General features: G+C 71.1%; 16 protein-coding genes, 1 other RNA gene and 2 pseudogenes. 11 read left to right on the top strand and 8 right to left on the bottom strand.

Features of this window, described 5'->3' with window-relative positions; genetic code table 11:
- Positions 1-111: 111 nt before the first annotated feature.
- Positions 112-5,067, top strand: coding sequence for an NAD-glutamate dehydrogenase (locus ACWIHY_RS13310; protein ID WP_454375747.1), 4,956 nt, complete (start codon positions 112-114; stop codon positions 5,065-5,067).
- Positions 5,068-5,121: 54 nt separating this feature from the next.
- On the opposite strand, the gene ACWIHY_RS13305 is transcribed toward ACWIHY_RS13310, so the two are convergent.
- Together ACWIHY_RS13305 and ACWIHY_RS13300 are read right to left on the bottom strand one after the other, a co-directional pair.
- Positions 5,122-6,366: a glycosyltransferase 87 family protein gene (locus ACWIHY_RS13305; protein ID WP_454375746.1), complete on the bottom strand. Its 1,245-nt coding sequence runs from the start codon at positions 6,364-6,366 to the stop codon at positions 5,122-5,124.
- Between the two features lie 26 nt (positions 6,367-6,392).
- Positions 6,393-6,569 (bottom strand): annotated as a pseudogene (locus ACWIHY_RS13300) (ABC transporter ATP-binding protein); the annotation flags it as partial.
- On the opposite strand from ACWIHY_RS13300, the pseudogene ACWIHY_RS13295 reads away from it, so the two are divergent.
- A pseudogene (locus ACWIHY_RS13295) lies at positions 6,567-6,746 on the top strand (TetR-like C-terminal domain-containing protein); the annotation flags it as partial. The pseudogenes ACWIHY_RS13300 and ACWIHY_RS13295 sit on opposite strands and share 3 nt — an antisense overlap.
- A gap of 76 nt (positions 6,747-6,822) precedes the next feature.
- Here ACWIHY_RS13295 and ACWIHY_RS13290 read toward each other — a convergent pair.
- The 4 genes from ACWIHY_RS13290 to ACWIHY_RS13275 all read right to left on the bottom strand — a co-directional run bounded on the left by ACWIHY_RS13290 (position 6,823) and on the right by ACWIHY_RS13275 (position 13,959).
- A complete protein-coding gene (locus ACWIHY_RS13290) occupies positions 6,823-7,734 on the bottom strand; it encodes a carbohydrate ABC transporter permease (RefSeq protein ID WP_454375745.1) in 912 nt (303 codons plus the stop codon).
- The gene (locus ACWIHY_RS13285) at positions 7,731-9,014 is read right to left on the bottom strand and encodes a carbohydrate ABC transporter permease (protein ID WP_454375776.1); all 1,284 of its coding nucleotides are present in this window, start codon (positions 9,012-9,014) and stop codon (positions 7,731-7,733) included. The genes ACWIHY_RS13290 and ACWIHY_RS13285 overlap by 4 nt, the downstream gene beginning before the upstream one ends.
- Before the next feature lie 84 nt (positions 9,015-9,098).
- The gene (locus ACWIHY_RS13280; RefSeq protein ID WP_454375744.1) at positions 9,099-10,472 is read right to left on the bottom strand and encodes an ABC transporter substrate-binding protein; all 1,374 of its coding nucleotides are present in this window, start codon (positions 10,470-10,472) and stop codon (positions 9,099-9,101) included.
- Between the two features lie 169 nt (positions 10,473-10,641).
- Positions 10,642-13,959 carry an FtsK/SpoIIIE domain-containing protein gene (locus ACWIHY_RS13275; protein ID WP_454375743.1) on the bottom strand — a complete coding sequence of 1,106 codons (3,318 nt, stop codon included), beginning with the start codon at positions 13,957-13,959 and terminating at the stop codon, positions 10,642-10,644.
- Positions 13,960-14,355: 396 nt separating this feature from the next.
- Here ACWIHY_RS13275 and ACWIHY_RS13270 point away from each other — a divergent pair, with 396 nt between their 5' ends.
- The 4 genes from ACWIHY_RS13270 (at position 14,356) to ACWIHY_RS13255 (ending at position 19,718) form a co-directional block, all read left to right on the top strand.
- The gene (locus tag ACWIHY_RS13270) at positions 14,356-16,014 is read left to right on the top strand and encodes a serine/threonine-protein kinase (protein WP_454375775.1); all 1,659 of its coding nucleotides are present in this window, start codon (positions 14,356-14,358) and stop codon (positions 16,012-16,014) included.
- Positions 16,015-16,150: 136 nt separating this feature from the next.
- Positions 16,151-17,404 carry a serine/threonine-protein kinase gene (locus tag ACWIHY_RS13265; RefSeq protein WP_454375742.1) on the top strand — a complete coding sequence of 418 codons (1,254 nt, stop codon included), beginning with the start codon at positions 16,151-16,153 and terminating at the stop codon, positions 17,402-17,404.
- A 70-nt stretch (positions 17,405-17,474) separates the two neighbouring features.
- Entirely contained in the window at positions 17,475-18,581 is a 1,107-nt protein-coding gene (gene prfB, locus ACWIHY_RS13260) for a peptide chain release factor 2 (protein WP_454375741.1), read from the top strand.
- 264 nt (positions 18,582-18,845) lie between these two features.
- On the top strand, positions 18,846-19,718 hold the full coding sequence (locus ACWIHY_RS13255) for a hypothetical protein (protein WP_454375740.1): 873 nt from the start codon (positions 18,846-18,848) through the stop codon (positions 19,716-19,718).
- A gap of 141 nt (positions 19,719-19,859) precedes the next feature.
- Here ACWIHY_RS13255 and ACWIHY_RS13250 read toward each other — a convergent pair whose 3' ends face one another.
- Positions 19,860-20,054 carry a hypothetical protein gene (locus tag ACWIHY_RS13250; protein WP_454375739.1) on the bottom strand — a complete coding sequence of 65 codons (195 nt, stop codon included), beginning with the start codon at positions 20,052-20,054 and terminating at the stop codon, positions 19,860-19,862.
- A 260-nt stretch (positions 20,055-20,314) separates the two neighbouring features.
- Between ACWIHY_RS13250 and ftsE the strand changes: the two genes are divergently transcribed.
- The 5 genes from ftsE to ssrA all read left to right on the top strand — a co-directional run bounded on the left by ftsE (position 20,315) and on the right by ssrA (position 24,147).
- The gene (ftsE, locus tag ACWIHY_RS13245) at positions 20,315-21,004 is read left to right on the top strand and encodes a cell division ATP-binding protein FtsE (protein ID WP_028815006.1); all 690 of its coding nucleotides are present in this window, start codon (positions 20,315-20,317) and stop codon (positions 21,002-21,004) included.
- Positions 21,005-21,013: 9 nt separating this feature from the next.
- On the top strand, positions 21,014-21,931 hold the full coding sequence (ftsX, locus tag ACWIHY_RS13240) for a permease-like cell division protein FtsX (protein WP_454375738.1): 918 nt from the start codon (positions 21,014-21,016) through the stop codon (positions 21,929-21,931).
- Between the two features lie 68 nt (positions 21,932-21,999).
- Positions 22,000-23,166: a S41 family peptidase gene (locus ACWIHY_RS13235; RefSeq protein ID WP_454375737.1), complete on the top strand. Its 1,167-nt coding sequence runs from the start codon at positions 22,000-22,002 to the stop codon at positions 23,164-23,166.
- A gap of 18 nt (positions 23,167-23,184) precedes the next feature.
- Positions 23,185-23,670, top strand: coding sequence for an SsrA-binding protein SmpB (gene smpB / locus ACWIHY_RS13230; RefSeq protein WP_454375736.1), 486 nt, complete (start codon positions 23,185-23,187; stop codon positions 23,668-23,670).
- A 106-nt stretch (positions 23,671-23,776) separates the two neighbouring features.
- Positions 23,777-24,147: a transfer-messenger RNA gene (gene ssrA / locus ACWIHY_RS13225) on the top strand.
- 29 nt (positions 24,148-24,176) lie between these two features.
- Here the strand turns inward: ssrA and ACWIHY_RS13220 are convergent.
- The gene (locus ACWIHY_RS13220) at positions 24,177-25,508 is read right to left on the bottom strand and encodes an MFS transporter (RefSeq protein WP_454375735.1); all 1,332 of its coding nucleotides are present in this window, start codon (positions 25,506-25,508) and stop codon (positions 24,177-24,179) included.
- Positions 25,509-25,584 lie beyond the last annotated feature (76 nt).

The raw sequence follows: 25,584 nt of genomic DNA, 5'->3' as shown, positions 1-25,584 counted from the left end.
GTATCTCTCATCGCGGCATAACGTCGAACCGACCGGATACCCCGCGTCGTGGCGTTGTGTCATCTTTCTTCACCTACGTCACGCAACGGCGCGCGACAGGAGCCAGAGGACATGCAGACCAAGCTGGACGAAGCCAAGGCCGAGCTGCTCGTACGGGCGGCCCGGGTAGCTGAGAACAGCCCGGCCGGGGGACAACCTTCGACTGGGTCCACGAGCGAAGGCACTCCCGACAGGGACACGCTCCTCGCGTACCTCCAGCGCTACTACCTGCACACGGCCCCCGAAGACCTCGCCGACCGCGACCCGGTCGATGTATTCGGCGCGGCGCTCTCGCACTACCGGCTGGCGGAGAACCGCCCGCAGGGCACCGCCAACGTCCGGGTGCACACCCCGACCGTCGAGGAGAACGGCTGGACCTGCAGCCACTCCGTCGTCGAGGTGGTCACCGACGACATGCCGTTCCTGGTCGACTCGGTCACCAATGAGCTGTCCCGGCAGAACCGCGGCATCCACGTCGTGATTCACCCGCAGGTCACTGTCCGCCGCGATGTCACCGGCAAGCTGATCGAGGTCCTCCCCGCCGAGGGCGCGCGCCGGGACGAGAAGCTTCCGCACGACGCCTGCGTCGAATCCTGGATCCACGTCGAGATCGACCGCGAGACCGACCGCTCCGACCTCAAGCAGATCACCGCCGACCTGCTGCGCGTCCTGAACGACGTCCGGGAGGCCGTCGAGGACTGGGAGAAGATGCGCGACTCGGCGCTGCGCATCGCCGAAGAGCTGCCGAGCGAGCCCACCGCCGACGACCTGCGCGACCAGGAGGTCGACGAGGCCCGCGAGCTGCTGCGCTGGCTGGCCGCCGACCACTTCACCTTCCTCGGCTACCGCGAGTACGAGCTGACGCAGGACGACGCGCTGTCCGCCGTCCCCGGCACCGGCCTCGGCATCCTGCGCTCCGACCCGCACCACAGCGGCGACGAGGACCACCCGGTGAGCCCGTCGTTCAGCAGGCTGCCCGCGGACGTCCGGGCCAAGGCCCGTGAGCACAAGCTGCTCGTACTGACGAAGGCCAACAGCCGCTCGACCGTGCACCGGCCCAGCTACCTCGACTACGTCGGCGTGAAGAAGTTCGACGCGGACGGCAACGTCATCGGCGAGCGCCGTTTCCTCGGACTGTTCTCCTCGGCCGCGTACACCGAGTCCGTGCGCCGCGTCCCCGTCGTCCGCCGCAAGGTCGCCGAGGTCCTCGAAACCGCCGGCTTCTCGCCCAACAGCCACGACGGCCGCGACCTGCTCCAGATCCTGGAGACGTACCCGCGCGACGAGCTCTTCCAGACGCCCGTCGACCAGCTGACGTCCATCGTGACGAGCGTGCTCTACCTCCAGGAGCGGCGCCGGCTGCGCCTCTACCTGCGACAGGACGAGTACGGGCGCTACTACTCCGCGCTCATCTACCTGCCCCGCGACCGCTACACCACCAGCGTGCGGCTGCGGCTCATCGACATCCTCAAGGAGGAGCTCGGCGGCACCAGCGTCGACTTCACCGCCTGGAACACCGAGTCGATCCTCTCCCGCCTGCACTTCGTCGTCCGCGTCCCGGCCGGCACCGAGCTGCCGACCCTGACGGACGCCGACACCGAGCGCATCGAGGCCCGGCTCGTCGACGCCGCCCGCTCCTGGGCCGACGGCTTCTCCGACGCGATGAACGCCGAGCTGGGCGAGGAGCGCGCCGCCGAGCTGCTGCGCCGGTACGGTCACGCCTTCCCCGAGGGCTACAAGGCCGACCACTCACCGCGCGCCGCCGTCGCCGACCTCATTCACCTCGAACAGCTGACGCACGGCCGCAACAGCTTCTCGCTGTCGCTGTACGAGCCGGTGGGCGCCGGACCGAACGAGCGCCGCTTCAAGATCTACCGGATCGGCGAGCAGGTCTCCCTGTCCGCGGTCCTGCCCGTGCTCCAGCGGCTCGGCGTCGAGGTCGTCGACGAGCGCCCGTACGAGCTGCGCTGCGCAGACCGTACGCACGCGTGGATCTACGACTTCGGCCTGCGCATGCCCAAGTCGAACGGCAACGACGGCTACCTGGCCGACGACGCGCGGCAGCGTTTCCAGGAAGCGTTCTCCGCCGTGTGGACCGGGCAGGCCGAGAACGACGGCTTCAACGCCCTCGTCCTGAGCGCCGGACTGGACTGGCGCCAGGCGATGGTGCTGCGCGCGTACGCGAAGTACCTGCGTCAGGCCGGTTCGACCTTCAGCCAGGACTACATGGAGGACACCCTCCGCAACAACGTCCACACCACCCGGCTGCTCATCTCGCTCTTCGAGGCGCGGATGTCGCCGGAGCGTCAGATCGCGGGCACCGAGCTGATCGACGGGCTCCTCGAAGAGCTCGACGGCGCGCTCGACCAGGTGGCGTCGCTCGACGAGGACCGCATCCTGCGGTCCTTCCTGACCGTCATCAAGGCGACGCTGCGCACCAGCTTCTTCCAGAAGACCGAGACCGGTGAGCCGCACGGCTACGTCTCGATGAAGTTCGACCCGCAGGCCATCCCGGACCTTCCCGCGCCCCGCCCGGCGTACGAGATCTGGGTGTACTCGCCGCGCGTCGAGGGCGTCCACCTGCGCTTCGGCAAGGTCGCCCGCGGTGGTCTGCGCTGGTCCGACCGGCGTGAGGACTTCCGTACCGAGGTGCTCGGCCTGGTCAAGGCGCAGATGGTGAAGAACACCGTCATCGTGCCGGTCGGTGCCAAGGGCGGCTTCGTCGCGAAGAACCTCCCCGACCCGTCCGTCGACCGTGACGCGTGGATGGCCGAGGGCATCGCCTCGTACAAGACCTTCATCTCGGCGCTGCTCGACATCACGGACAACATGGTGGCGGGCGAGGTCGTGCCGCCGAGGGATGTCGTCCGCCACGACGAGGACGACACGTACCTCGTCGTCGCCGCCGACAAAGGCACCGCGACCTTCTCCGACATCGCCAACGAGATCGCCGTCGCCTACAACTTCTGGCTCGGCGACGCCTTCGCGTCGGGCGGCTCGGTCGGTTACGACCACAAGGGCATGGGCATCACGGCACGCGGCGCCTGGGAGTCCGTCAAGCGGCACTTCCGCGAGCTGGGCCACGACACCCAGAACGAGGACTTCACGGTCGTCGGCGTCGGCGACATGTCCGGCGACGTCTTCGGCAACGGCATGCTGCTCTCCGAGCACATCCGCCTCGTCGCGGCGTTCGACCACCGGCACATCTTCATCGACCCGAACCCGGACGCGGCGACCTCGTACGCCGAGCGCCGCCGTCTCTTCGAGCTGCCGCGCTCCTCGTGGGCCGACTACAACACGGATCTGCTGTCGGCCGGCGGCGGCGTCCACCCGCGCAGCGCCAAGGCGATCCCGATCAACGCGCACATCCGCGAGGCGCTCGGCATCGAGCGGGGCATCACCAAGATGACCCCGGCCGACCTGATGAAGACGATCCTCCAGGCGCCCGTCGACCTGCTGTGGAACGGCGGCATCGGTACCTACGTCAAGTCCTCGGCGGAGTCGAACGCCGACGTCGGCGACAAGGCGAACGACGCGATCCGCGTCAACGGCGAGGACCTGCGGGTCAAGGTCGTCGGCGAGGGCGGCAACCTGGGCGCGACCCAGCTCGGCCGCATCGAGTTCGCCCGCCGCGGCGCCGGCGGCGAGGGCGGCCGGATCAACACCGATGCCATCGACAACAGCGCGGGCGTGGACACCTCCGACCACGAGGTGAACATCAAGATCCTGCTGAACGGTCTCGTCGCGGACGGCGACATGACCGTCAAGCAGCGCAACCAGCTGCTCGCCACGATGACCGACGAGGTCGGCTCGCTCGTCCTGCGCAACAACTACGCGCAGAACACGGCGCTGGCCAACGCCGTCACCCAGGCGCCCTCCCTGCTCCACGCCCACCAGCGCTTCATGCGCCGGCTGGAGCGCGACGGGCACCTGAACCGTCCGCTGGAGTTCCTGCCCACCGACCGGCAGATCCGCGAACTGCTCGGCGCGGGCCGCGGCCTGAGCCAGCCGGAACTCGCCGTCCTCATGGCGTACACCAAGATCACGGTGGCGGACGAGCTGATCCACACCGGCCTGCCGGACGACCCGTACCTGCGGACCCTGCTGCACGCGTACTTCCCGCAGGCGCTGCGGGAGAAGTTCGGCGAGCAGATCGACGCGCACGCCCTGCGTCGCGAGATCATCACGACGGTGCTGGTCAACGACACCGTGAACACCGGCGGCTCGACCTTCCTGCACCGCCTGCGGGAGGAGACCGGGGCGTCGATCGAGGAGGTCGTACGCGCGCAGTTCGCGGCCCGCGCGATCTTCGGGCTCAGCGAGGTGTGGGACGCCGTCGAGGCGCTCGACAACAAGGTCGCGGCCGACGTCCAGGCCCGGATCCGGCTGCACTCGCGCCGCCTCGTCGAGCGCGGTACGCGCTGGCTGCTGGGCAACCGGCCGCAGCCGCTGGAGCTCGCCGAGACGATCGAGTTCTTCAGCGCCGGTGTCGCGCGGGTCTGGGACGAGCTGCCGAAGCTGCTGCGCGGCGCGGACCTGGAGTGGTACCAGGGCATCCTCGACGAGCTGACCGGCGCGGGCGTTCCCCAGGAGCTGGCGCTGCGGGTGGCCGGGTTCTCGTCCGCCTTCCCGACGCTCGACATCGTCGCGATCGCGGAGCGCACCGGCAAGACGCCGCTGCAGGTCGCCGAGGTGTACTACGACCTCGCCGACCGCCTCTCGATCACCCAGCTGATGGACCGGATCATCGAGCTGCCGCGGGCGGACCGCTGGCAGTCCATGGCCCGCGCCTCCATCCGTGAGGACCTGTACGCGGCGCACGCCGGCCTGACGCAGGACGTGCTGTCCGTGGGCAACGGGGCCTCCGCGCCGGAGGAGCGCTTCAAGGCCTGGGAGGAGAAGAACGCGGCGATCCTGACCCGCGCGCGGACGACGCTGGAGGAGATCCAGGGGTCGGACGCCTTCGACCTGGCGAACCTGTCGGTGGCCATGCGCACGATGCGGACCATGCTGCGTACGCGCGTCTGATCTGTACGTGAGGGGCGCCCCGCACCGGAACGACTCGGTGCGGGGCGCCCCTTTTCACGTACTCCTGGAGGAGGTCCACAGCCTGCGGCAGGACACCAGGGCGGCGGCGACGAGCAGGAGGTTGCGCACGACCATGACCGCGCATCCCAGCGGCGTGCCCCAGACCACTTCCTCGTACAGCACCGGATAGGCGAGGGCGCTCACGGCGGCCGCGGGCAGCAGCAGCGCCGCCACCGGGCGCTGGGTGGTGGCGCGCGAGGTGAGGCAGACGGCGGCCAGACCGAGCAGCCACACCAGGTACTGCGGGCTGATCACCCGGCTGGTGACGGTGAACAGGAGCACGGCGGCCAGCGCGGCGTCGAAGGGGGTGGCCGGTGTCCAGCGGCGGGCCCTGATCCGCCACACCAGCAACCAGCAGAAGGCGGCGGCGGTGAGGAGGAGGGAGGCGTGGGCGAGGGCCGGGACGTACGGCCCGGTCAGCTCCATGGCGCCGTACCGGTATTCGACCGTGCCCGGCCAGCCCACGAGCCGCCCCAGGGACAGGGCGGTTCCGGCCATCGACTCGATCTGTACGCCTCTGCCGCCCTGCTGGCGCAGGAAGCCGAGCGTGTGCGTGAAACCGAACGCGAGGACGGCGAGCAGCGCGGCCGTGCCGGCGGCGGCGGACAGCCAGGCGTCCCTGGTGGTACGTCCGCGGGGGGCGCCCAGGAGCGTGAGGACCGGCCAGATCTTCACCATCGCGCCGAGTCCGGCGAGCGCGCCGCCGATGCGCGGGTGGCGGTGGAGCGCGAGCAGGGACAGGGCTGCGAGTGCGGTGACCTGGACGTCGTACCGGACGAGAGGCAGATGCAGGAGCAGCGGCAGCCCGCCCACCCAGATCCACGCACCGGCCGCGCTGCGGCCGGGCCGCCGCCCCGCGCGGGCGAGCGCGCGGGCGACGAGCGCGTCGGCGGCGAGCGTGAGGACGAGGAACGCCTGGAAGTACGTGAGCCAGGGGAGCGCGCCCGGCCCTAGGATCACCAGGGCCGCGCCGGGCGGGTACTGCCACATGGCGTCGTCGAGGGGGAAGTCGCCCCGCGCCAGCTGCTCGTACCAGCCGTAGTAGATGTGGTGGACCTCGCCGCTGATCGTTCCCACGTCGAAGGCGGCGAGAGGCTGGGCGAGCAGGGCGAGCATGACCAGGCGGGTGGTGAGCCAGACGGCGCCGAGTGCGCGGGCGAACCGGCGCGCGACGGCCGCGGACGTGGGGGAGCCGGGGTCGGAGTTCGCGTCGGAGGCCGCGATCTGGTCGGTCGTCATCAAGGCGCACTTTAGCTACCTTTATGCTATTTCTTCGTCTTTGTGCGCGCTTCGTAGGCGTCGACGACCTCCTTCGCGGGCCCGTCCATCCGCAGCGTCCCCGCCTCCAGCCAGATCGCCCGGTCGCATGTCTCGGTGACGGTCCTGTTGTTGTGGCTGACGAGGAAGACGGTGCCCGCCTGCGCGCGGAGTTCGGCGATGCGCGCCTCGTACGGGAAGCGGTCGCGCGCGGCGAGCTGCCCGAGGGGGCGGACGTGGACCGCGCACTGGACCTGATCGTGGGGCCGCTGTACTGGCGGCTGGTGGTCGTGCGTACCGCTCTGCCGGCCGGGTATCTCGACGACCTCGCGGGCTCGGCGGTCGCCGCGCTCACAGCCTGACCGGACGGTCCCGGACGCCGGACGGCGGCCCGGTCGCGGAGACCGGGCCGCCGTCGTGGGCGGTCGCGCCCGCCCGCTACTTCACCGCGCCGGCCATCACGCCGGACACGAACTGCCGCTGGAACGCGAAGAACACGATCAGCGGGATGACCATCGAGATGAAGGCGCCGGGCGCCAGGATGTCGATGTTGTTGCCGAACTGCCGCACCTGGCGCTGGAGCGCCACCGTGATCGGCGGGTTGGCCGAGTCGGCGAAGATCAGCGCGACCAGCATGTCGTTCCAGACCCACAGGAACTGGAAGATGCCCAGCGACGCGATGGCCGGGCCGCCCAGCGGCATCACGACCCGGGTGAACAGCCGGATCTCGCCCGCCCCGTCGAGCCGCGCCGCCTCCAGGAGTTCCTTGGGGATCTCCGCGAAGAAGTTGCGCAGCAGGAAGATGGCGAAGGGCAGGCCGAAGGCGACGTGGAAGAGGACCACGCCCGCCGTGGTCTCGAAGATGCCGATCTTGCCGAAGAGCTCGGACACCGGGACGAGGGCCACCTGCACCGGCACCACCAGCAGGCCGACGACCACCAGGAACCACCAGTCGCGGCCCGGGAAATCCATCCACGCGAAGGCGTACCCGGCCAGCGAGCCGATCACCACGACCAGGACGGTCGACGGGACGGTGATCATGATCGTGCTGAGCAGGGAGTCGACGATGGTGCTGTTGTCGAGGAGGTTGGCGTAGTTGTCGAGGGTCAGCTCGGAGGGGGCGGTGAAGACCTTCCACCAGCCCGTCTCCGCGATGTCGGTGGGGCTGCGCAGCGACGAGAACAGCAGGCCGATCGTCGGCATCAGCCAGAACAGCGCCACCAGGACCAGGAAGACGCTCACCGCGCCGCCGCTCGTACGCGCCGCGATCCGCGCGGGGAGGGACTGCTTGGCGCGGGTGGGTCCCTGGCCGGCGGAGGTGGTCGGGGGCGTGGGAACCGTGGTGGTCATCGGCGGCTCTCCTTTCGCATCCGTCGGATGTTGAAGAGCATCACCGGGACGACCAGCAGCAGGAGCAGTACGGCGATGGCACTGCCGATGCCGGGGTCCGCGTCCGTACCGAACGACGAGCGGTACAGCTGGAGCGCCAGTACGTTCGCGTCGTCCTGGGACGACCCCGGCGCGATGATGAACACCAGGTCGAAGATCTTGAGTACGTTGATCATCAGCGTGACCAGCACCACCGCGAGGACCGGCGCCAGCAGCGGGACCGTGACCCGGCGGAAGACCTGCCACTCGTTGGCGCCGTCGACGCGGGCCGCCTCCAGAAGTTCGCGCGGCAGGCCCGCGAGCCCGGCCGCGATCAGTACCATCGCGAAGCCTGCCCACATCCACACGTAACTGCCGATGATGGCTGGGGTGACCAGGCTCGGGCCGAGCCAGTCGACGCCGTTGTAGGGCTCCCGGAAGTTCGAGGCCGGGAAGCGCAGCTCCGCGCCGTCGGCCTCGGCGGAGAGAGTGAACGTACCGTCGGCGCCGGCCGTGGCCGAGTCCACGACCTTGCCGTCCTTGACCGCCTCGACCTTGATCCCCTTGAGGCCCAGCTCCTTGGGGTCGATCGTGTTCGGTTTGCCGCCGCCGCCCTTCGTGAAGTCCAGCCAGGCGGTGCCGGTGACCTTGTCCGGCGCCGACGTGGCCGGCGCGGCGATCTCGGCGTCGCCCGGCATCTTGGCGGGCGGTACGCCGACGAGGGGGAGCAGGACCTGCTCGCCCGCCCTGACCGGCTGCTCGGTGACGAAGGAGCCGCCGCCGCCCGGCTTCAGCGGATGGACGGGCAGTGGGCGGGCCTTCGGGAAGCCGGCCGATTCGGAGAACATGTCGTGGACGCTCACCGCGACGGCGTTGGCGACCCCGCGCTCCGGATTCTGTTCGTACACCAGGCGGAAAATGATGCCCGCAGCGAGCATCGAGATCGCCATCGGCATGAAGACCAGCAGCTTGAACGCCGTACCCCACCGAATGCGTTCGGTGAGAACGGCGAATATCAGACCCAGCGCGGTCGAGACGGCCGGGGCGACCACCACCCAGATCGCGTTGTTCTTGACGGCGGTCAGGATGGTGTCGTCGGTGAAGACCTCGACGAAGTTGTCGAGCCCGGCGAAGCTGTCGCCGCTCTTGTCGAAGAAGCTCCGGTAGACCGAGTACCCGATCGGGTAGACCACGAGCGCGCCGAGCAGCACCAGGGCGGGCAGCAGGAAGCCGGCCGCCATTAACCTGCGGGTGCCCGTCACGCTCTTGCGTTTGCCGTTGTCGGCGGGGGGCGGCGTGACCTTCGCGGCGCCCCCCGCGGTCGCTGACGTCATCGCGTCAACCCGTCAGCTCTTGTACGCCTTGGCCGCGTCGGACTCCAGTCGCTGCTGGGTCCCCGCGATGTCCTTGGGGTTCTTCAGGAAGTCCTGGAGCGCCTTCCACTCGCCCTTGCCCGGCGTGCCGCCGAACGACTGCGGGGCCTGGTCCGACATGTCGAAGCGGAAGTCGTCGCCCGCCGCGATCAACGCCTTCGCGATGTCGCGCTGCACGTCATTGGGGTACGCCGCCACGTCCAGGGACTTGTTCGGCGATACGAAACCGCCCTCCCCGGCCCAGATCTTCGCGGCGTCGGTCGACGCCAGGAAGGTCAGCAGCGCCTTCGCGCCCTTGGAGTCCTTGAGCGCCACGGCCGCGTCGCCGCCGGTCACGACGGGCGACTCGGCGCCCACCGCCGGGAACGGGAACACCTTGGCGTCGGTGCCGATCTTCGCCTTCGTCTGTGCGATGTTCACCGAGACGAAGTCGCCCTCGAAGACCATCGCGGCCTTCGGGTCCTCGGCGAACGTCTGCGTGACGGACGCCGGGAACTCGGTCTGCAGCGCGCCGTCCTGGCCGCCCGCGATGAGCTCCTTCTTGCCGAACAGTTCCGCGAGGGTCGTCAGCGCGTTCTTGACGGACGGGTCCGTCCACTTGATCTCGTGCTTGGCCAGTTGGTCGTACTTCTCCGGGCCCGCCTGGGAGAGGTAGATGTTCTCGAACCAGTCGGTGAGGGTCCAGCCGTCCGCGCCGCCCACCGAGACCGGTGTGACGCCGGAGGCGGAGATCGTCTCGGCGGTGGTCAGGAAGTCCTTCCAGGTCTTCGGCTCCTCGGCACCGGCGTCCTCGAAGGCCTGGGCGTTGTACCAGACCAGGGACTTGTTGGCGGCCTTGAAGTACACGCCGTACTGCTTGCCGTCGACGGCGCCGATCTCCTTCCAGCCCTGCGAGTAGTTCTTGTCCAGCTGCGCCTGCGTCGCCGCGTCGACCGGCTTCGCCCACTTGCGCTGGACGGCCTGCTGGAGCGCGCCGACCTGCGGCAGCATCGCCACGTCGGGCGGTGAACCGCCCGCGATCTTCGTACCGAGGAAGTTCACGATCGGGTCCTGGGCCGGGACGAAGGTGACCTTCGCGCCCGTGCGCTTCTCGAACTCGTCGAGGACCTTGGTGAAGTTCTCCTGCTCGGGGCCCGTCCAGACCGCGGCGACCTGGACCTCCTCGCCGTTCAGCTTGGGTAGCTCGACGGAGGACGAGGGCTCTGTGGTGGCCCCGCTCCCCTCGTTGCCCTTGTCCTTGTCCTTGTCGCCGCCGCAGGCGGTGAGGGCGAGCGTGCTCGCGGCGATCATCGCCAGCGCAGCCCTTCGAGCCCTGAGACCCCTGTGTGTGCGAGGAGTTGTGCGCATCACTGCCCCGTCTCTCCTGTGCGCGTACGGACCGGCGCAGCGCTCGGAGAACCGCTGGCGCCGATGCCGGTCTAGCTGTCCCGTGGGTCAGGTCTACGCCCGGCGGTCGGCCCGGGCAATAGTGCCTTCCGTGTCAACCAGGTGATCGTGATGGCCTCGTGACGTTGAGTCAGGCATCCCTTGGGATGTCGAGCGGCGGCAGCGGGGTCGCGTTGACCGTGCGGGCGGCGCGGTCCAGGGCGCTGGCCAGCAGCGCCAGGTCCGTGGGGCCGTTGCCCAGTTCGCGCACCGGGCGGCGGGTCGGCGGATCACCCATCCGCTCCCATTCCAGGGGGACGACGGTGGGGCGCAGCGTCGCCGTGCGGGGGATGCGGCCGGTTACGCGGCCGGCCTGGAAGGCAGTCGTGGTGGCTGTGGGGGTGGTTCCGTCTCCGTTGCGCTGGTGCAGCAGCCTGCCGCGTCCCGGTGCGGGCTCGTCCGGGGCGGGTGCGGACGACGGTGGGTCCAGGACCACGCGCAGCCGTGCCCGGCGCGCGAGCTCCGTGTCCGCCGTACGGTCGGGCCTCGCGGACGTCGCCACCAGGTGTACGCCGAGCCGCTCGCCGTCCCTGGCCACGGCTTCCAGCGCCCGTACGACGGAGCCGGCCGCCGGCCTGCCCGTACTGCCCAGGGCCGGGGCGACCAGTGCGTCGAGGTCGTCGACCAGGACGACGAGGCGGGGGAGCGGCGAGGGCGCGGTGTCGGCGCGGGCCTGGCGCTCCCGGGACGTCGTGGTCCGCAGGCGCAGGGTGCCGCTGGGGGGCGGGTCCAGGTCGCCGTTCTGCTCGGCGGCGCTGGGCAGGCGCTGGCCGATCATCCGGCCCGACACTTCGCGGTGCGTGTGCCATTCGGCGAAGCCGAGACTGCCGAGCAGCTCATGACGCCGCTTCAGCTCCGCGCCCAGCGCCTGGGCGAACTCCCGCATCCGGACGGGATCGGAGGCGACCAGGTGGGTGGAGACATGCGGCAGTTCCGTGCAGGCGCGCAGGCCTTCGCCGCGTTCACCGCCCGCGCCGTCGACCAGCACGAGGCCCAGGCGGTCGGGGCGGGCCGCCGCGGCGAGTGAGGCCGCGGCGGAACGCAGCAGTTCGGTGCGGCCGCTGCCTGCCGGGCCCTCGATCAGGAGGTGCGGGCCCTCGGCCGTCAGGTCCACGCAGAGCGGGCCGCGCGGGCCCGCCCCGAGCACCGCCCATGCGCGGGTGGCGCCGGGTGCCTGGCCGTCGTCGGCGGCTGCCGCCCAGCGGGCCATGAGGGAGGCGGGGGTGGCTCTGGCCAGGCCCAGCTCGTCGAGGAGGCGGGAGGAGGCGGGGAGGGCGGCGGCGCGGCCCGCGCGGGAGGCGGTGCGGTCGGCGCCGTCCGTGCGGCCCGTGCGGTCCGCGCCGGCTGGTTGCCCGTCCGTACGCAGGGGGGCCATGGCTCGAGCGAAACGCTCCGCCCAGGCCGCGGACACCGCGTCCACGGCGGCGAGGGTGCCGTGGCCCGCGGGCTTGCCGCCCGCCGTGCGCAGCAGCCGCAGGGCGGTGGCCACATCGCCGCTGAGCAGGCCCGCCGCTCCGCATGCGCGGAACGCCGGCGACGCGGCGCAGGCGGCCTCGTACGTGGCGGCGACCGGGGAGAGCGGCGAGGCGGCGGGCGTCTCGGCGAGGCACAGGAGATGGATGCCGGATGCCGCGCCGGCCGCGGCCAGGCGGGCGGTGGACTCGCGGAGTGCGGCGGAGCCAGGGTCGCCGTCGACGATCAGGACCGTGTACGGGCCGTCCGTCCCGGGAGGTTCCTCCTCTGTCCGGCGCATCAGCTCGGCGATCCGGGCCGTGGCCTGGTCACGGTCGTACGCGAGGAGCAGCCGGCAGTCCTGCCCGTGGGCGGGGCGCAGGTGCGGCAGCCAGCCGAGCCAGGCCCACTCGGCGGTGCGCTCCCGCAGCGGCCGGGCTCGGTCCGTACTGAGCAGGACGATTTCCAGGTCGACCGGGGAGTGCAGTGCGGCGAGCTGCGCGACGGCTGACCGGGCGAGGCCGGCCAGGCGGTCGCGGGGGCCCGCCAGACCCAGCGAGCCGACTTCGCGCAAGCCTACGGTCACGGGCACCGCGGGCAACGGGCGGCCGCCGTCGGGCGCGGGGCGGTCGGCGGTGCCGAGGCGCAGGGCCAGTGCCTCGGGGTGGGCGGGGTCGCGCTCCCACAGGCGGGGGCCGGGGCGGAGTGCGGTGAGCAGGAGGGAGGCGGGGTCGGGCCAGGCGTCGGGCAGGGGGGCGGCGGGGGGCGCGGCGTTCGCGTCGGCCGGAGGCATGCCGAGGCGGGTGGCCTCGGCGGGCGCGTACTCGTCCACGGGGTCGGGGCGGCCGCCGGTGAGCCGGCGGGCCCAGGCTCCTATGCTCCCGCGGCGGCCTGGTGCGGCGGCAGGGGGTGCCGGGGGCGGTGTCGTGGCCGCTTCTGGCTGCGGGGCCTCCGGCGTCGGTGCCGCGTCGGGCCGTCTGCTCGGGTGCCGAAGGCCCGGGTGATCCTGCGGATGCTCCGGCTCGTTGTGTTCGACACGCTGCGAGGAGCGCCCCGGCACGGCCCCTCCCGGCGTAGTGGAGTGCGACGCCAGGACTCCCTCGGGCGGGGGTGGGGTGGTGTGCGCTGCGGCGACAGCCCCGGGCTGCGACGGAGGTGTGTGTGTTCCCCCTTGGTGGGGCGGCAGGGGGTGCGAGCCTCCTGCGGCTGTGGGCGTGCGGCCGGAGACTCTGCGGCCCGCCCGTGGGGCCGCGTACGGCGTGGGTGCGGTGCCCGGGAGGCGCAGGTGGCCCTCGCCGTCCGGGGTGGTCCGCAGCGGAGGGGAGTCGATGCCCGATTTCAGGCGCAGGGCCGACTCGCCCACCCGGAGCAGGGCGCCGGGCGGGAAGGGGACAGGGCGGTCGGTGAGGTCCTCGCCGTCGAGCGACGTGCCGTTCGTGGAGCCGAGGTCCGCCACGGAGACGCGGCCGTCCTGGGTCAGCGTCACCGCGCAGTGCAGCCGTGACACGTCCGGGTCGTTGAGGGGGACGTCCGCCGCTGTCGAGCGGCCGATGCGGATCTGGCCGCCGTGGAGGAGGTGTACTCCGCCCGCGTCCGGTCCCGCCACCACGTGCAGCTGGGCCGGGGCGTCCGGTGTCCCGGCCGGCTCGGGGTCGGGCGCGGGGGCGTGGAGGGACAGCACCGCCCCGTCGACCAGGGGCGGCTCGCCCAGCGCCGTGCGCTGGGCGTCGAGGCGCTCCCTCCCGGCGTAGACCACGACCGCTCCGGTGGTCTCCGGGGCCGAGCCGGGGCCGGAGACCACCGCGGCCAGGCCGGAGGCGACCGCGGCCAGCGCGGTCCCGGCCGGCGCGGTGACGAGCACGTCGCACACGCGCCCGGCGGCCGGTGCACCCTGGGGGCCCTCGGTGTCGCGCGTACTGTGCGCGCGCGGCGCGAGGACGGTCAGCCGGATCTGCATCGCGTCAGCGGTCCCTTCTGCGCGAAGTGCCCGGCAGGGGTGCCGCCCTGTGATTCCCCCCACCCGGCACGGACGCGTCGTCCGGTACAGGTCGGCACGTGGCGCGGGGCTCCCGACCCCACAGTCCGTGCTGCAGGCATCCTCGCACCTGCCACTGACAACACGCCCGGCGCCCACCTCCAAGTGATCTTGAATGGTCGGCTGTGGGCGTAAAAGTGCAGGCTTCGACATATGCGGCACGGCACCTTCGGCAACCATCCGTCCGGGGAGCGCGTCTACCCTCGGTACGCGCCCCGGTCGGAGGCGGGCGGGCGGCACTACAGTGGATCGGAACTACGGGCCGAGCGCCCGGACGACGTAAGACCACGAGGACACGAGCAGCAGGGAGCGCATGACGTGCGGCCGGTCGGCAGTAAATACCTGCTCGAGGAGCCGCTCGGGCGCGGCGCCACGGGCACCGTCTGGCGAGCCCGCCAGCGTGAGACCGCGGGCGCCGAGGCGGCCGTGGCCGGCCAGCCCGGCGAAACGGTCGCGATCAAGGTCCTCAAGGAGGAGCTCGCCAACGACGCCGATGTGGTGATGCGCTTCCTGCGCGAGCGGTCGGTGCTGCTGCGCCTCACGCATCCCAACATCGTGCGGACCCGTGATCTCGTCGTCGAGGGCGACCTGCTCGCTCTGGTGATGGACCTGGTGGACGGGCCCGACCTGCACCGTTACCTGCGGGAGAACGGTCCGTTCTCCCCGGTCGCCGCGTCCCTGCTCACCGCGCAGATCGCCGACGCCCTCGCCGCCAGCCACGCCGACGGCGTCGTGCACCGCGACCTCAAGCCCGCCAACGTGCTGCTCGACGAGCGCGACGGCCAGATGCACCCGATGCTCACCGACTTCGGCATCGCGCGTCTCGCGGACTCCCCGGGCCTCACCAGGACCCACGAGTTCGTCGGTACGCCCGCCTATGTCGCGCCGGAATCGGCCGAGGGGCGTCCGCAGACGTCCGCCGTGGACATCTACGGCGCGGGCATCCTGCTGTACGAGCTGGTCACCGGCCGTCCCCCGTTCGCGGGCGGTACGGCGCTGGAGGTGCTCCACCGGCACCTCGGCGAGGAGCCCCGCCGGCCCACCACCGTTCCCGAGCCGCTGTGGACGGTCATAGAGCGCTGCCTGCGCAAGGAACCGGACGAGCGGCCCAGTGCCGAGAACCTCGCCCGCGCCCTGCGCACCGTCGCGGCCGGCGTCGGCGTGCACTCGTCGTCCGCGCAGGTCGAGGCGGCCATGGGGGTCGGCGCGCTGCTCGCGCCCGACCCGGCGCCCGCGCCCGTCCCGGACGCTCCCGGCGCCGCCGACCCGACGCAGGTCCTGCCGAGCAACGCCGGATCGTACGACCCTTCCGCCGCGACCAGCGTTCTGCCGTCGACCGGCGCGCCCCAGTACGGCGGACAGTACGGCGGCCACGGCGCCGCCGACCCGACAGCCGTCATGCCGCCCGTACCGCCGCGCCCCGACGGCGCGCCCGGCGCTCCGGGGCCCGAGGATCCGCACCCCTGGCAGAACCAGCTCCGGGCCGCCCGTGACCGCAACGAGCAGACGCAGGTCCAGTACCTCGACCCGAGCCAGGACCCGCTGCGCCGCCGCCCGCAGCGTCAGCCGCAGCAACAGCAGCCGCCGCAGCCCCCGCAGCGTCAGCCCCAGCAGCGTCCGCAGCCGCAACAGCAGCGGTACGCCCCGCCGCCGCAGCACCAGCAGCCCCAGGCGCCGCCCCCGCAGCAGCGGTACGCGCCGCCGCAGCAGCCCGCCCCGCCGGCTCCGCGCCCGCCGCGTGAGCCCCGCGAGCCGCGCCGCCGCAGCGCCAATCCGATGCGCATCCCGGGCCTCGGCTGCCTCAAGGGCTGTCTGTTCACGCTCGTCCTGCTGTTCGTGGGGTCCTGGCTGATCTGGGAGTTCTCCGGGCTCCAGGAGTGGATCGGTACGACGAAGGGCTTCTTCGCCCAGATCGGTGACGTGATCGACAGCGTCTCGAAATTCGTCAAGGATCTCGGCGGCTCCACCGGCGCGTAGCGGCTCAGTTCGTTGATTTGTCGACTTCTGGGGGTGGATTTCGCCCCCAGAAGTCGACGTTGACGCCATACCGGGCACCGGACGCCCTGCCACCCGCGTAGCCTCAGGGCGACCGTCAGCCGCTGAGGGAGCAGTCTTGGCACGGAAAATCGGCAGCCGGTACACGGCCCACCAGATCCTTGGACGGGGCAGCGCCGGCACGGTGTGGCTCGGCGACGGGCCCGAGGGGCCTGTCGCCATCAAGCTCCTGCGTGAGGACCTCGCGTCCGACCAGGAACTCGTCGGACGCTTCGTCCAGGAGCGCACCGCGCTGCTCGGACTCGACCACCCCCGGGTCGTCGGCGTCCGTGACCTTGTCGTGGACGGCACCGACCTCGCGCTCGTGATGGATCTCGTCCGGGGTACGGACCTGCGTACGCGCCTCGAGCGCGAACGGCGCATGGCGCCCGAGGCGGCCGTCGCGATCGCCGCCGACGTCGCCGACGGGCTCGCAGCCGCGCACGCGGCCGGCGTCGTCCACCGCGACGTGAAGCCCGAGAACATCCTGCTGGACATGGAGGGCCCGCTCGGGCCCGGCGGCGCGCACCCCGCGCTGCTGACGGACTTCGGCGTCGCCAAGCTCATCGACACCCCCCGGCGCACCCGCGCGACGAAGATCATCGGTACGCCCGACTACCTCGCCCCCGAGATCGTCGAAGGCCTGCCGCCCCGAGCCGCCGTCGACATCTACGCCCTGGCCACGGTGCTGTACGAGCTGCTCGCGGGCTTCACCCCCTTCGGCGGCGGCCACCCCGGCGCCGTACTGCGCCGCCATGTCACCGAAACCGTGGTCCCCCTCCCCGGCATCCCGGAGGAGCTGTGGCAGCTCCTCGTCCAGTGCCTGGCGAAGGCCCCCGCGTCCCGGCTGCGCGCCTCCGAGCTCTCCGCCCGGCTGCGGGACCAGCTCCCGCTCCTGGCCGGGATGCCGCCGCTGGACGTGGACGAGCCCGGCTCCGAGGACGAGGACGCCGAGCATCCGGCCTATCCGGCGTACGACGAGCCGCAGCCCGTCAGGGCCGACGAGCCGCGCCGCCGCGGCGCCGTCCCCCTGGTACCGGGCTCGGCCCCGGACTCCAGTCGCGACACCCACACGAGCATGCGCGTCCCCGCCCCCGACGAACTGGCCGGCGGCGCCCGTGGCACGGCGCGCGCCCCCCGGGCCGCGGGCCAGCGCCGCCCCGGCTCGGCCCGCCACAAGTCGGACACCGTGCGCAGGCGGCGGCTCGTGCTGGGCGGAGCCGCCGTCCTGGTCGCCGCCGTGATAGGCGTGGGCGGCTGGCTGGCGGCGACGGGGGAGGACCCGGGCGCGGCCCCGCAGGACACCGAGCAGTCGTCTCCGTCGCAGCCGTAGCCCGGGGGAGTGACAAGGCGCTCCTCCGGGGGAGGGGAACGTACGGCCGCCCAGCCGTTACGCTGGACCCGTGGCAGTCGTCGATGTATCCGAAGAGCTCAAGTCCCTCTCCTCGACCATGGGGTCGATCGAGGCCGTCCTGGACCTCGACAGGATGAGGGCCGATATCGCCGTGCTCGAGGAGCAGGCCGCGGCGCCGTCCCTGTGGGACGACCCCGAGGCCGCGCAGAAGATCACGAGCAAGCTCTCCCACCTCCAGGCCGAGCTGCGCAAGACCGAGGCGCTCCGGAACCGCATCGACGATCTCTCGGTGCTCTTCGAGCTCGCCGAGATGGAGGACGACGCCGACACCCTCGTGGAGGCGGAGACCGAGCTCGTCTCCGTCCGCAAGGCGCTGGACGAGATGGAGGTACGTACGCTCCTCTCCGGCAAGTACGACGAGCGCGAGGCCCTCGTCAACATCCGCGCCGAGGCCGGAGGCGTCGACGCCTCCGACTTCGCCGAGCGGCTGATGCGTATGTACCTGCGCTGGGCCGAGCGCCACAATTACGCCACGGAGGTCTACGAGACGTCGTACGCGGAAGAGGCCGGCATCAAGTCCGCCACCTTCGTGGTCAAGGCTCCGTACGCCTACGGAACGCTCTCCGTGGAGCAGGGCACGCACCGCCTGGTCCGCATCTCCCCCTTCGACAACCAGGGCCGCCGCCAGACGTCCTTCGCGGGTGTCGAGGTGCTGCCGGTCGTCGAGAAGACCGACCACATCGAGATCGACGAGTCCGAGCTGCGGGTCGATGTCTACCGCGCGTCCGGTCCCGGTGGTCAGGGTGTCAACACCACTGACTCCGCCGTCCGTCTGACGCACATTCCGACCGGCATCGTCGTCTCCTGCCAGAACGAGCGTTCGCAGATCCAGAACAAGGCGAGCGCCATGAACGTCCTCCAGGCGAAGCTCCTCGAGCGCCGCCGCCAGGAGGAGCAGGCGCTGATGGACTCGCTCAAGGGCGACGGCGGCAACTCCTGGGGCAACCAGATGCGTTCGTACGTCCTGCACCCCTACCAGATGGTCAAGGACCTGCGTACGGAGTTCGAGGTCGGCAACCCGCAGGCGGTTCTCGACGGTGAGATCGACGGCTTCCTGGAAGCCGGAATTCGCTGGCGCAAGCAGCAGGAGAAGTAAACTCGCTTTGTCGACACAGTAACTGCCGCCCTTGAGGCGGCAGTTGCCGTTTGTGTCACAGTCGCATTCCCGTACGACGGGCAAGTAGCCGTATATGGGACATCGCGCACGCAACGCGCTTGACGCTCCCTTTAAAAGTGGCAAAGCTGACGCGCGGCATGCGTATCTCTGGGGCGTGTGTGACCGGGGGGATTGAAACCCCCAGTGTCTGTCGCCCCTTGCGCTGCTCCACTGACGAATTCAGCTACTGGGGGTAGCAACCAGATGACCAAGAAGACGCGGATCCGCGTTGCGCGTATAGCAGCCGGTGCGGTGATCGCCGCCGGTGCTTCGCTGACCGCCGCGGGCGCCGCTTCGGCCGTCGGTATCGGCGTCGACGTGGCCGGCCTCAGCGCCGGCGCCAGCGTCGACCAGGAGGGCGTCGACATCTCCCTCGCCGCCGACCCGGCGGACCCGGCGGACCCGGCGGACCCGGCCGATCCTGCGGACCCGGCCGACCCGGCCGACCCGGCCGACCCCGCGGACCCGACCGACCCGCTCGACCCGCTGGACCCGACGGATCCCACGGACCCGACGGACCCGACCGACCCGACGGACCCGACGGACCCGACGGACCCGACGGACCCGACGGATCCCACGGATCCCACGGACCCGACGGATCCCACGGACCCGACGGACCCGACGGACCCGACGGACCCGACGGATCCCACGGACCCGACGGACCCGACGGATCCCACGGACCCGACGGACCCCACTGACCCGACCGACCCCGGCGGCAACGGCGGGAACGGCACCGGCGGCAACGGCGGTAACGGGAACGGCGGCAACGGCAACGGCGGCAACGGCAACGGCGGCAACGGCAACGGCGGCACCGACGGTGGCTCCGCGACCGGTGGCTCCGACGACGGTGACGCCGGTACCTGCACCCTCGACCTCGATGGTGCCGAGTGCGAGGACAACACCGACACCGACAGCGCCGGCTCCAAGCCGGTCGAGCAGGGCAAGGCCAAGGAGGAGCTCGCCGAGACGGGCGCCGCCGAGACCTCGTTCCTGCTGATCGGTGCCGCGACGATGATCGCCGGTGGCATCGGCTTCCGCATGCTGCCGCGTCTGGTCAACGGCCGCACGGTCGCCTGAACCGCTTAGGCGCACAAGAGGGGCCCGGCGCGCGCTGAGCGCTCCGGGCCCCTCTCTGCGGTCTCCGTCGGCCCTCAGAGGGGCCGTGGAAGCGTTACGGGCGGCAATAGCCGGCGTACTGGCCGGTAGGCCAGCGTGGGGCTATGCGGTCTGCTGCACCAGCAGGGCCACCGCCACCACCAGCAGGGCCAGCAGCGCCAGCAGCGCGACGGGGCTCAGGCCGCCCAGCGGGCCGCCCTCCTGCTGCATCCTCGCCCGGTTGGCACGGCACACCGGGCATCGGCCCTGATTCACAGGCGCCGCGCAGTTCGCGCACACCAGTCGGTCATAGGTCATGCGCTTTCCTCCTCCCGCGCGGCGGAGCCGCCTTCACACGCGTACTCCCGCCCAACGCTCAGGGGAACGTGACTGTTCCCCCTACCACTGTGCCAGCTCCCACGGCTTCCGGCGCGCCCCGCCGGGTTACAGCCGTTCTGTTCCGGTCGGAATGCAGCGCCGATCCGTGATAAATCGCCCATCGTGGGACGCGGACTGCGCGGCCCTGCCCGCGTCGCGTATGGTCACGCTCACCTACTCCCGGCGACCGTGGTGCACCCGTGATCCGATTCGACAACGTCTCCAAGACCTACCCGAAGCAGAGCCGCCCCGCCCTCAGGGATGTTTCCCTGGAGGTCGAGAAGGGCGAATTCGTCTTCCTCGTGGGCTCTTCCGGCTCCGGTAAGTCAACCTTCCTGCGGCTGCTGCTGCGTGAGGAGCGCGCCAGCCACGGCATGGTGCACGTCCTGGGCAAGGACCTCGCGCGCCTGTCCAACTGGAAGGTGCCGCAGATGCGGCGCCAGCTCGGCACCGTCTTCCAGGACTTCCGTCTTCTTCCCAACAAGACCGTGGGGGAAAACGTCGCGTTCGCGCAGGAAGTCATCGGCAAGTCGCGCGGAGAGATCCGCAAGTCCGTGCCCCAGGTCCTCGATCTCGTCGGCCTCGGCGGCAAGGAGGACCGGATGCCCGGTGAGCTCTCCGGTGGTGAGCAGCAGCGTGTGGCGATCGCGAGGGCGTTCGTCAACCGCCCGATGCTGCTGATCGCGGACGAACCCACCGGCAACCTCGACCCGCAGACCTCCGTCGGCATCATGAAGCTGCTGGACCGCATCAACCGCACCGGCACCACTGTGGTGATGGCGACCCACGACCAGCAGATCGTCGACCAGATGCGCAAGCGCGTCATCGAACTCGAGGGTGGCCGCCTCGTGCGCGACCAGTCTCGCGGCGTCTACGGCTACCAGCACTGAAAGGACGCCATGCGCGCCCAGTTCGTCCTGTCGGAGATCGGCGTCGGTCTCCGCCGGAACCTCACCATGACCTTCGCGGTGGTCATCTCCGTCGCCCTCTCCCTCGCCCTGTTCGGCGGGGCGCTGCTCATGCGCGAGCAGGTGAGCACGATGAAGGGCTACTGGTACGACAAGGTCAACGTCTCCATCTTCTTCTGCAACAAGAACGACGCGGAGACCATCCCCAAGTGCGCCAAGGGGGCGGTCACCGCCGAGCAGAAGAAGCAGGTCAAGGCCGACCTCGGCAAGATGGACATCGTCAAGACAGTCGAGTACGAGTCGGCCGACCAGGCGTTCAAGCACTACAAGGAGCAGTTCGGGGACTCCTCGATGGCCGACACCATCACCCCGGACCAGATGCAGGAGTCGTACCGGGTCAAGCTCAAGGACCCGGAGAAGTACAAGGTGGTCGCGACCGCGTTCGCCGGCCGGGACGGCGTGCAGTCGGTCCAGGACCAGCGCGGAATCCTCGACAACCTCTTCGAGTTGATGAACGGCATGAATGTGGCCGCGCTCTGCGTGATGGCCCTGATGCTCGTCATCGCCCTGATGCTGATCGTCAACACCGTGCGCGTTTCCGCCTTCAGCCGTCGGCGTGAGACGGGCATCATGCGGCTCGTCGGCGCGTCGAGCTTCTACATCCAGATGCCGTTCATCATGGAGGCCGCGTTCGCGGGCCTGATCGGCGGCGTCGCCGCGTGCGGAATGCTGCTCGTGGGGCGGTACTTCCTGATCGACCACGGCCTGGCGCTGTCCGAGAAGCTGACCCTCGTCAACTTCATCGGCTGGGACGCGGTGCTGGCCAAGCTGCCGCTGGTGCTCGCGATCGGCCTGCTGATGCCCGCCCTCGCGGGCTTCGTGGCACTGCGCAAGTACCTCAAGGTGTGACATGAGCCCTTGGCGCCGTACGGTCAACCGACCGTACGGCGCCCTTCGTTTGTCCTAGACTCGGCGCCATGCCGGGCCCGGAAGTCACCCTTCGCCCCCGCGGTCTCCGCCGCGGGGCGGCCCTGACATTGGTTTTCGCGACCGTACTGGTCACCGCCGCCGCCACCGACTGCTGGAAGCGCGACGACGAGAAGTCCCCTTCGCTCTCCGCGCGTTCCGTCGCTGCCACGGCCGACCGGGAAGCGGTCGCCGCTGCCGCCGCCGAGGCGATGGCCGACGGAAAGTCCGGCAAGGAAGCGGCCGAAGAGGTCGTCAGCCGCAGCGGGGACCGGTGGGGGGCGGTCTACGACCCCTCGGAGTACGAGGAGTTCGAGCAGGCACTGGGCGGCGAGTACACGGGCGTCGGCCTCTGGGCCGAGCGCGCCGCGGACGGCCGCATCGAGGTGTCCAGGGTGCAGCGCGGCGGACCCGCCGAGCGGTCCGGAGTCAGGGCGGGCGACCGGCTCCGTACGATCGACCGGCACCCGGTGGAGAACCGCCCCGTCACCGAGGTCGTCCAGCTCCTGCGCGGCGACGAGGGAGCGAAGGCCGGCAGCTCGGTCGTGCTCGGCCTGGAGCGCGGTACGCACCGGTGGAGCGAGCGGCTGCGGCGTGCGCGGCTGAGCACCGAGGCGGTCACCGTCGAGCGGCTCGCGGACGGCGCCACGCTGATCAAGGTGGTGTCCTTCACCAGGGGCTCGGGCGAGCGGGTGCGCGAAGCGGTCCGCGCCGTACCGGAGGGGCACGGCGTACTCCTCGATCTGCGCGGCAACGGCGGCGGACTCGTCACCGAGGCCGTCACGGCCGCTTCCGCCTTCCTCGACGGCGGCCTCGTGGCGACGTACGACATGCGCGGCGAGCAGCGGGCGCTCTACGCGGAGCCCGGCGGGGACACCGGCAGACCCGTCGTGGCGCTCGTCGACGGCGGCACCATGAGCGCGGCGGAGCTGGTCACGGGGGCGCTCCAGGACCGTGGCCGGGCGGTCACCGTCGGTTCGCGCACCTTCGGGAAGGGCTCCGTGCAGATGCCGAGCCGCCTGCCGGACGGTTCCGTGGCCGAGCTGACGGTCGGGCATTACCGGACCCCGGCGGGTCACAGCGTCGACGGCAGGGGCATCAGCCCGGATCTCGCGGTGAGCGAGCGGGCCGAGGAAAGGGCCCGGACAGTATTGAGTGGCCTCGGGGGAGGGTCGTAGTGCGAAAATGGCCGCACTATGGCTAAGGAAAAAGGGCGCAAGATGATCGCGCAGAACAAGAAGGCGCGACACGACTACCTCATCATCGACACCTACGAGGCCGGCATGGTGCTGACCGGTACCGAGGTGAAGTCGCTGCGCCAGGGGCGCGCCTCGCTGGTGGACGGCTTCGTACAGCTCGACGGGGGCGAGGCCTGGCTGCACAACGTGCACGTACCCGAGTACACGCAGGGCACCTGGACCAACCACTCCGCGCGCCGCAAGCGCAAGCTGCTGCTGAACCGGGCGGAGATCGACAAGCTCGCGAGCAAGTCGCAGGAGACGGGCCACACGATCGTGCCGCTCGCGATGTACTTCAAGGACGGCCGGGCCAAGATCGAGATCGCGCTGGCCAAGGGCAAGAAGGAGTACGACAAGCGGCAGACGCTCCGCGAGAAGCAGGATCTGCGGGAGACGAACCGCGCGATCTCGGCGGTGAAGCGCAAGGAGCGCGGGCGGCTCTGAGGACCCGCCGCCGGCCGGCAGGAATAGGCTGGCACGGTCGTGCGTTGTTCACGTACGATGGCGCTCGTGCCCCTCGGGGTACGGCACCACCTTGATAAAAAAACATGGGGATGATCGGTTTCGACAGCGGATGTCGAGCCAGGGGAAGCGAGTCGAGGAAGCGGCAATGATCTCGTTAACCATATGTCGCAACCAATAATCGCCGATTCCAAGCGCGATTCCTTCGCCCTCGCTGCCTAAGTAGCGACTTAGCGAAGTGTCAGCCCGGGGGTGTTCCCGACCCGGATCCTGGCATCATCAAGGGAACTAAACCACTCGGTCCGGTCACGGGATCGGGTGGGAAATCAAACAGTGACTGAGCCCGTCGGAGACTTGTCCGTGTGATCTCCGGGGCCGAGAAAAACGTAGCGGACTGCACTCGGAGAAGCCCTGGTTCTGCACCGTTGGACGCGGGTTCGATTCCCGCCATCTCCACAATTCCCATGTGAGGCCGAGGCCCCGCTGTCCTAGGACGGCGGGGCCTTCGCCGTGCCCGGCGGGCGCACTGCGCACAGCAGCAGGGCGAGGGCCGCGGCCGTCACCGGGGCCGCGTAGGCCGTGGCCGGGGTCGCGTGTTCCGACAGCCAGCCGCCGGTCGCCGAGCCGGCGGCTATGCCGCCCAGGAGCGCGGTGACGGCCAGCGTCATGCCCTCGTTCAACTGGGCCCGCGGGACCACGCGTTGCACCAAGGTCATGCCGGTGACCATCGTGGGGGCGGTGGCCGCCCCCGCCAGCAGCAGCGCGCCCGCGACCGCCACCAGCGAGCCCGTCGAGGCCGCGAGCAGGGGCAGGGACATCAGCAGTGTCATCGCCGCGACGCAGGCCGGCAGGCGCCGGTCCTGGTTCGTCGCCGGGCGCGCGGAGCCGTAGCGCAGGCCCGCCACGCAGGAGCCCGCTGCCTGGAGGGCGAGGACCGGGCCCGCCGCTGCCCCGTGGCCCAGGCCGTCGGCGAAGGCCAGGGTGACGACCTCCATGGATCCGAAGACCGCGCCGGTGGCGAGGAAGACCGAGAGCAGGCCGGGCATGCCGGGGAGGCGGAACGGCGAGCGTGCGGTCGTCGCGCGGGGGGCGACGGGCGGTTCCGTGGCCCGCTGGGCCGCGAAGATCAGGACGCCGGTCATCATGAGGACCGCTCCGGTCAGGGTGCCGGCCTCGGGGAAGAGCGCCGTGCACAAAAAGGCGGCGGCGACCGGGCCGAGCATGAAGCACAGCTCGTCGGCCGCCTGCTCGAAGGAGTTGGCGCTGTGCTGGGCCGCCGGGTCGTCCCGGTGCAGGTGGGCCCAGCGGGCGCGGGACATGCCGCCCGTGTTGGGCGTGGTGGCGGTGGCGGCGTACGCGGCGAAGAGAGTCCAGTCCGGTGCGCCGTAACGGACGCACAGCAGCAGGGCGAGCGAGCCGAGTACGGCGACGGCGGTGGCGGGCACCGCGACCCGGGCCTGCCCGTGCCGGTCGACGAGCCGGGCCGTCCAGGGCGCCACCAGCGCGGTGGCGGCGAGGCCGGTCGCCGTGACGGCGCCGGCCAGGGCGTACGAGCCGCGCGAACCGGCGATCATCATGACCGCGCTCACGCTGAACATGCCCATCGGGAGGCGGGCGAGGAGATTGCCCGCGGTGAAGGCGCGGGCGCCGGGGGTGGCGAAGAGGCGGCGGTAGGGCGAGAGGCGGCCGGGTCCGCGGCGTCGCGGTGCGCGTCGCGGTGCGCGTCGCGGTGCGTAGGGGGAGAAGCCCGGGCGCTCCGCTGCGATCAGCACGTCGCCGGACACGGCCAGGAGAGGGGAGTGGGGTTCTTGGAGTGGCATGGATCAAGCTTCCGGGCGGGGGCCGACGGCGGTCCAACACCTACTGGGCGCCGATTCACGCACATGCGTTGTAAAT

It is taken from the genome of Streptomyces sp. NPDC055287 (assembly GCF_053646035.1).
This window is presented reverse-complemented; position numbering and strand designations above follow the sequence as displayed.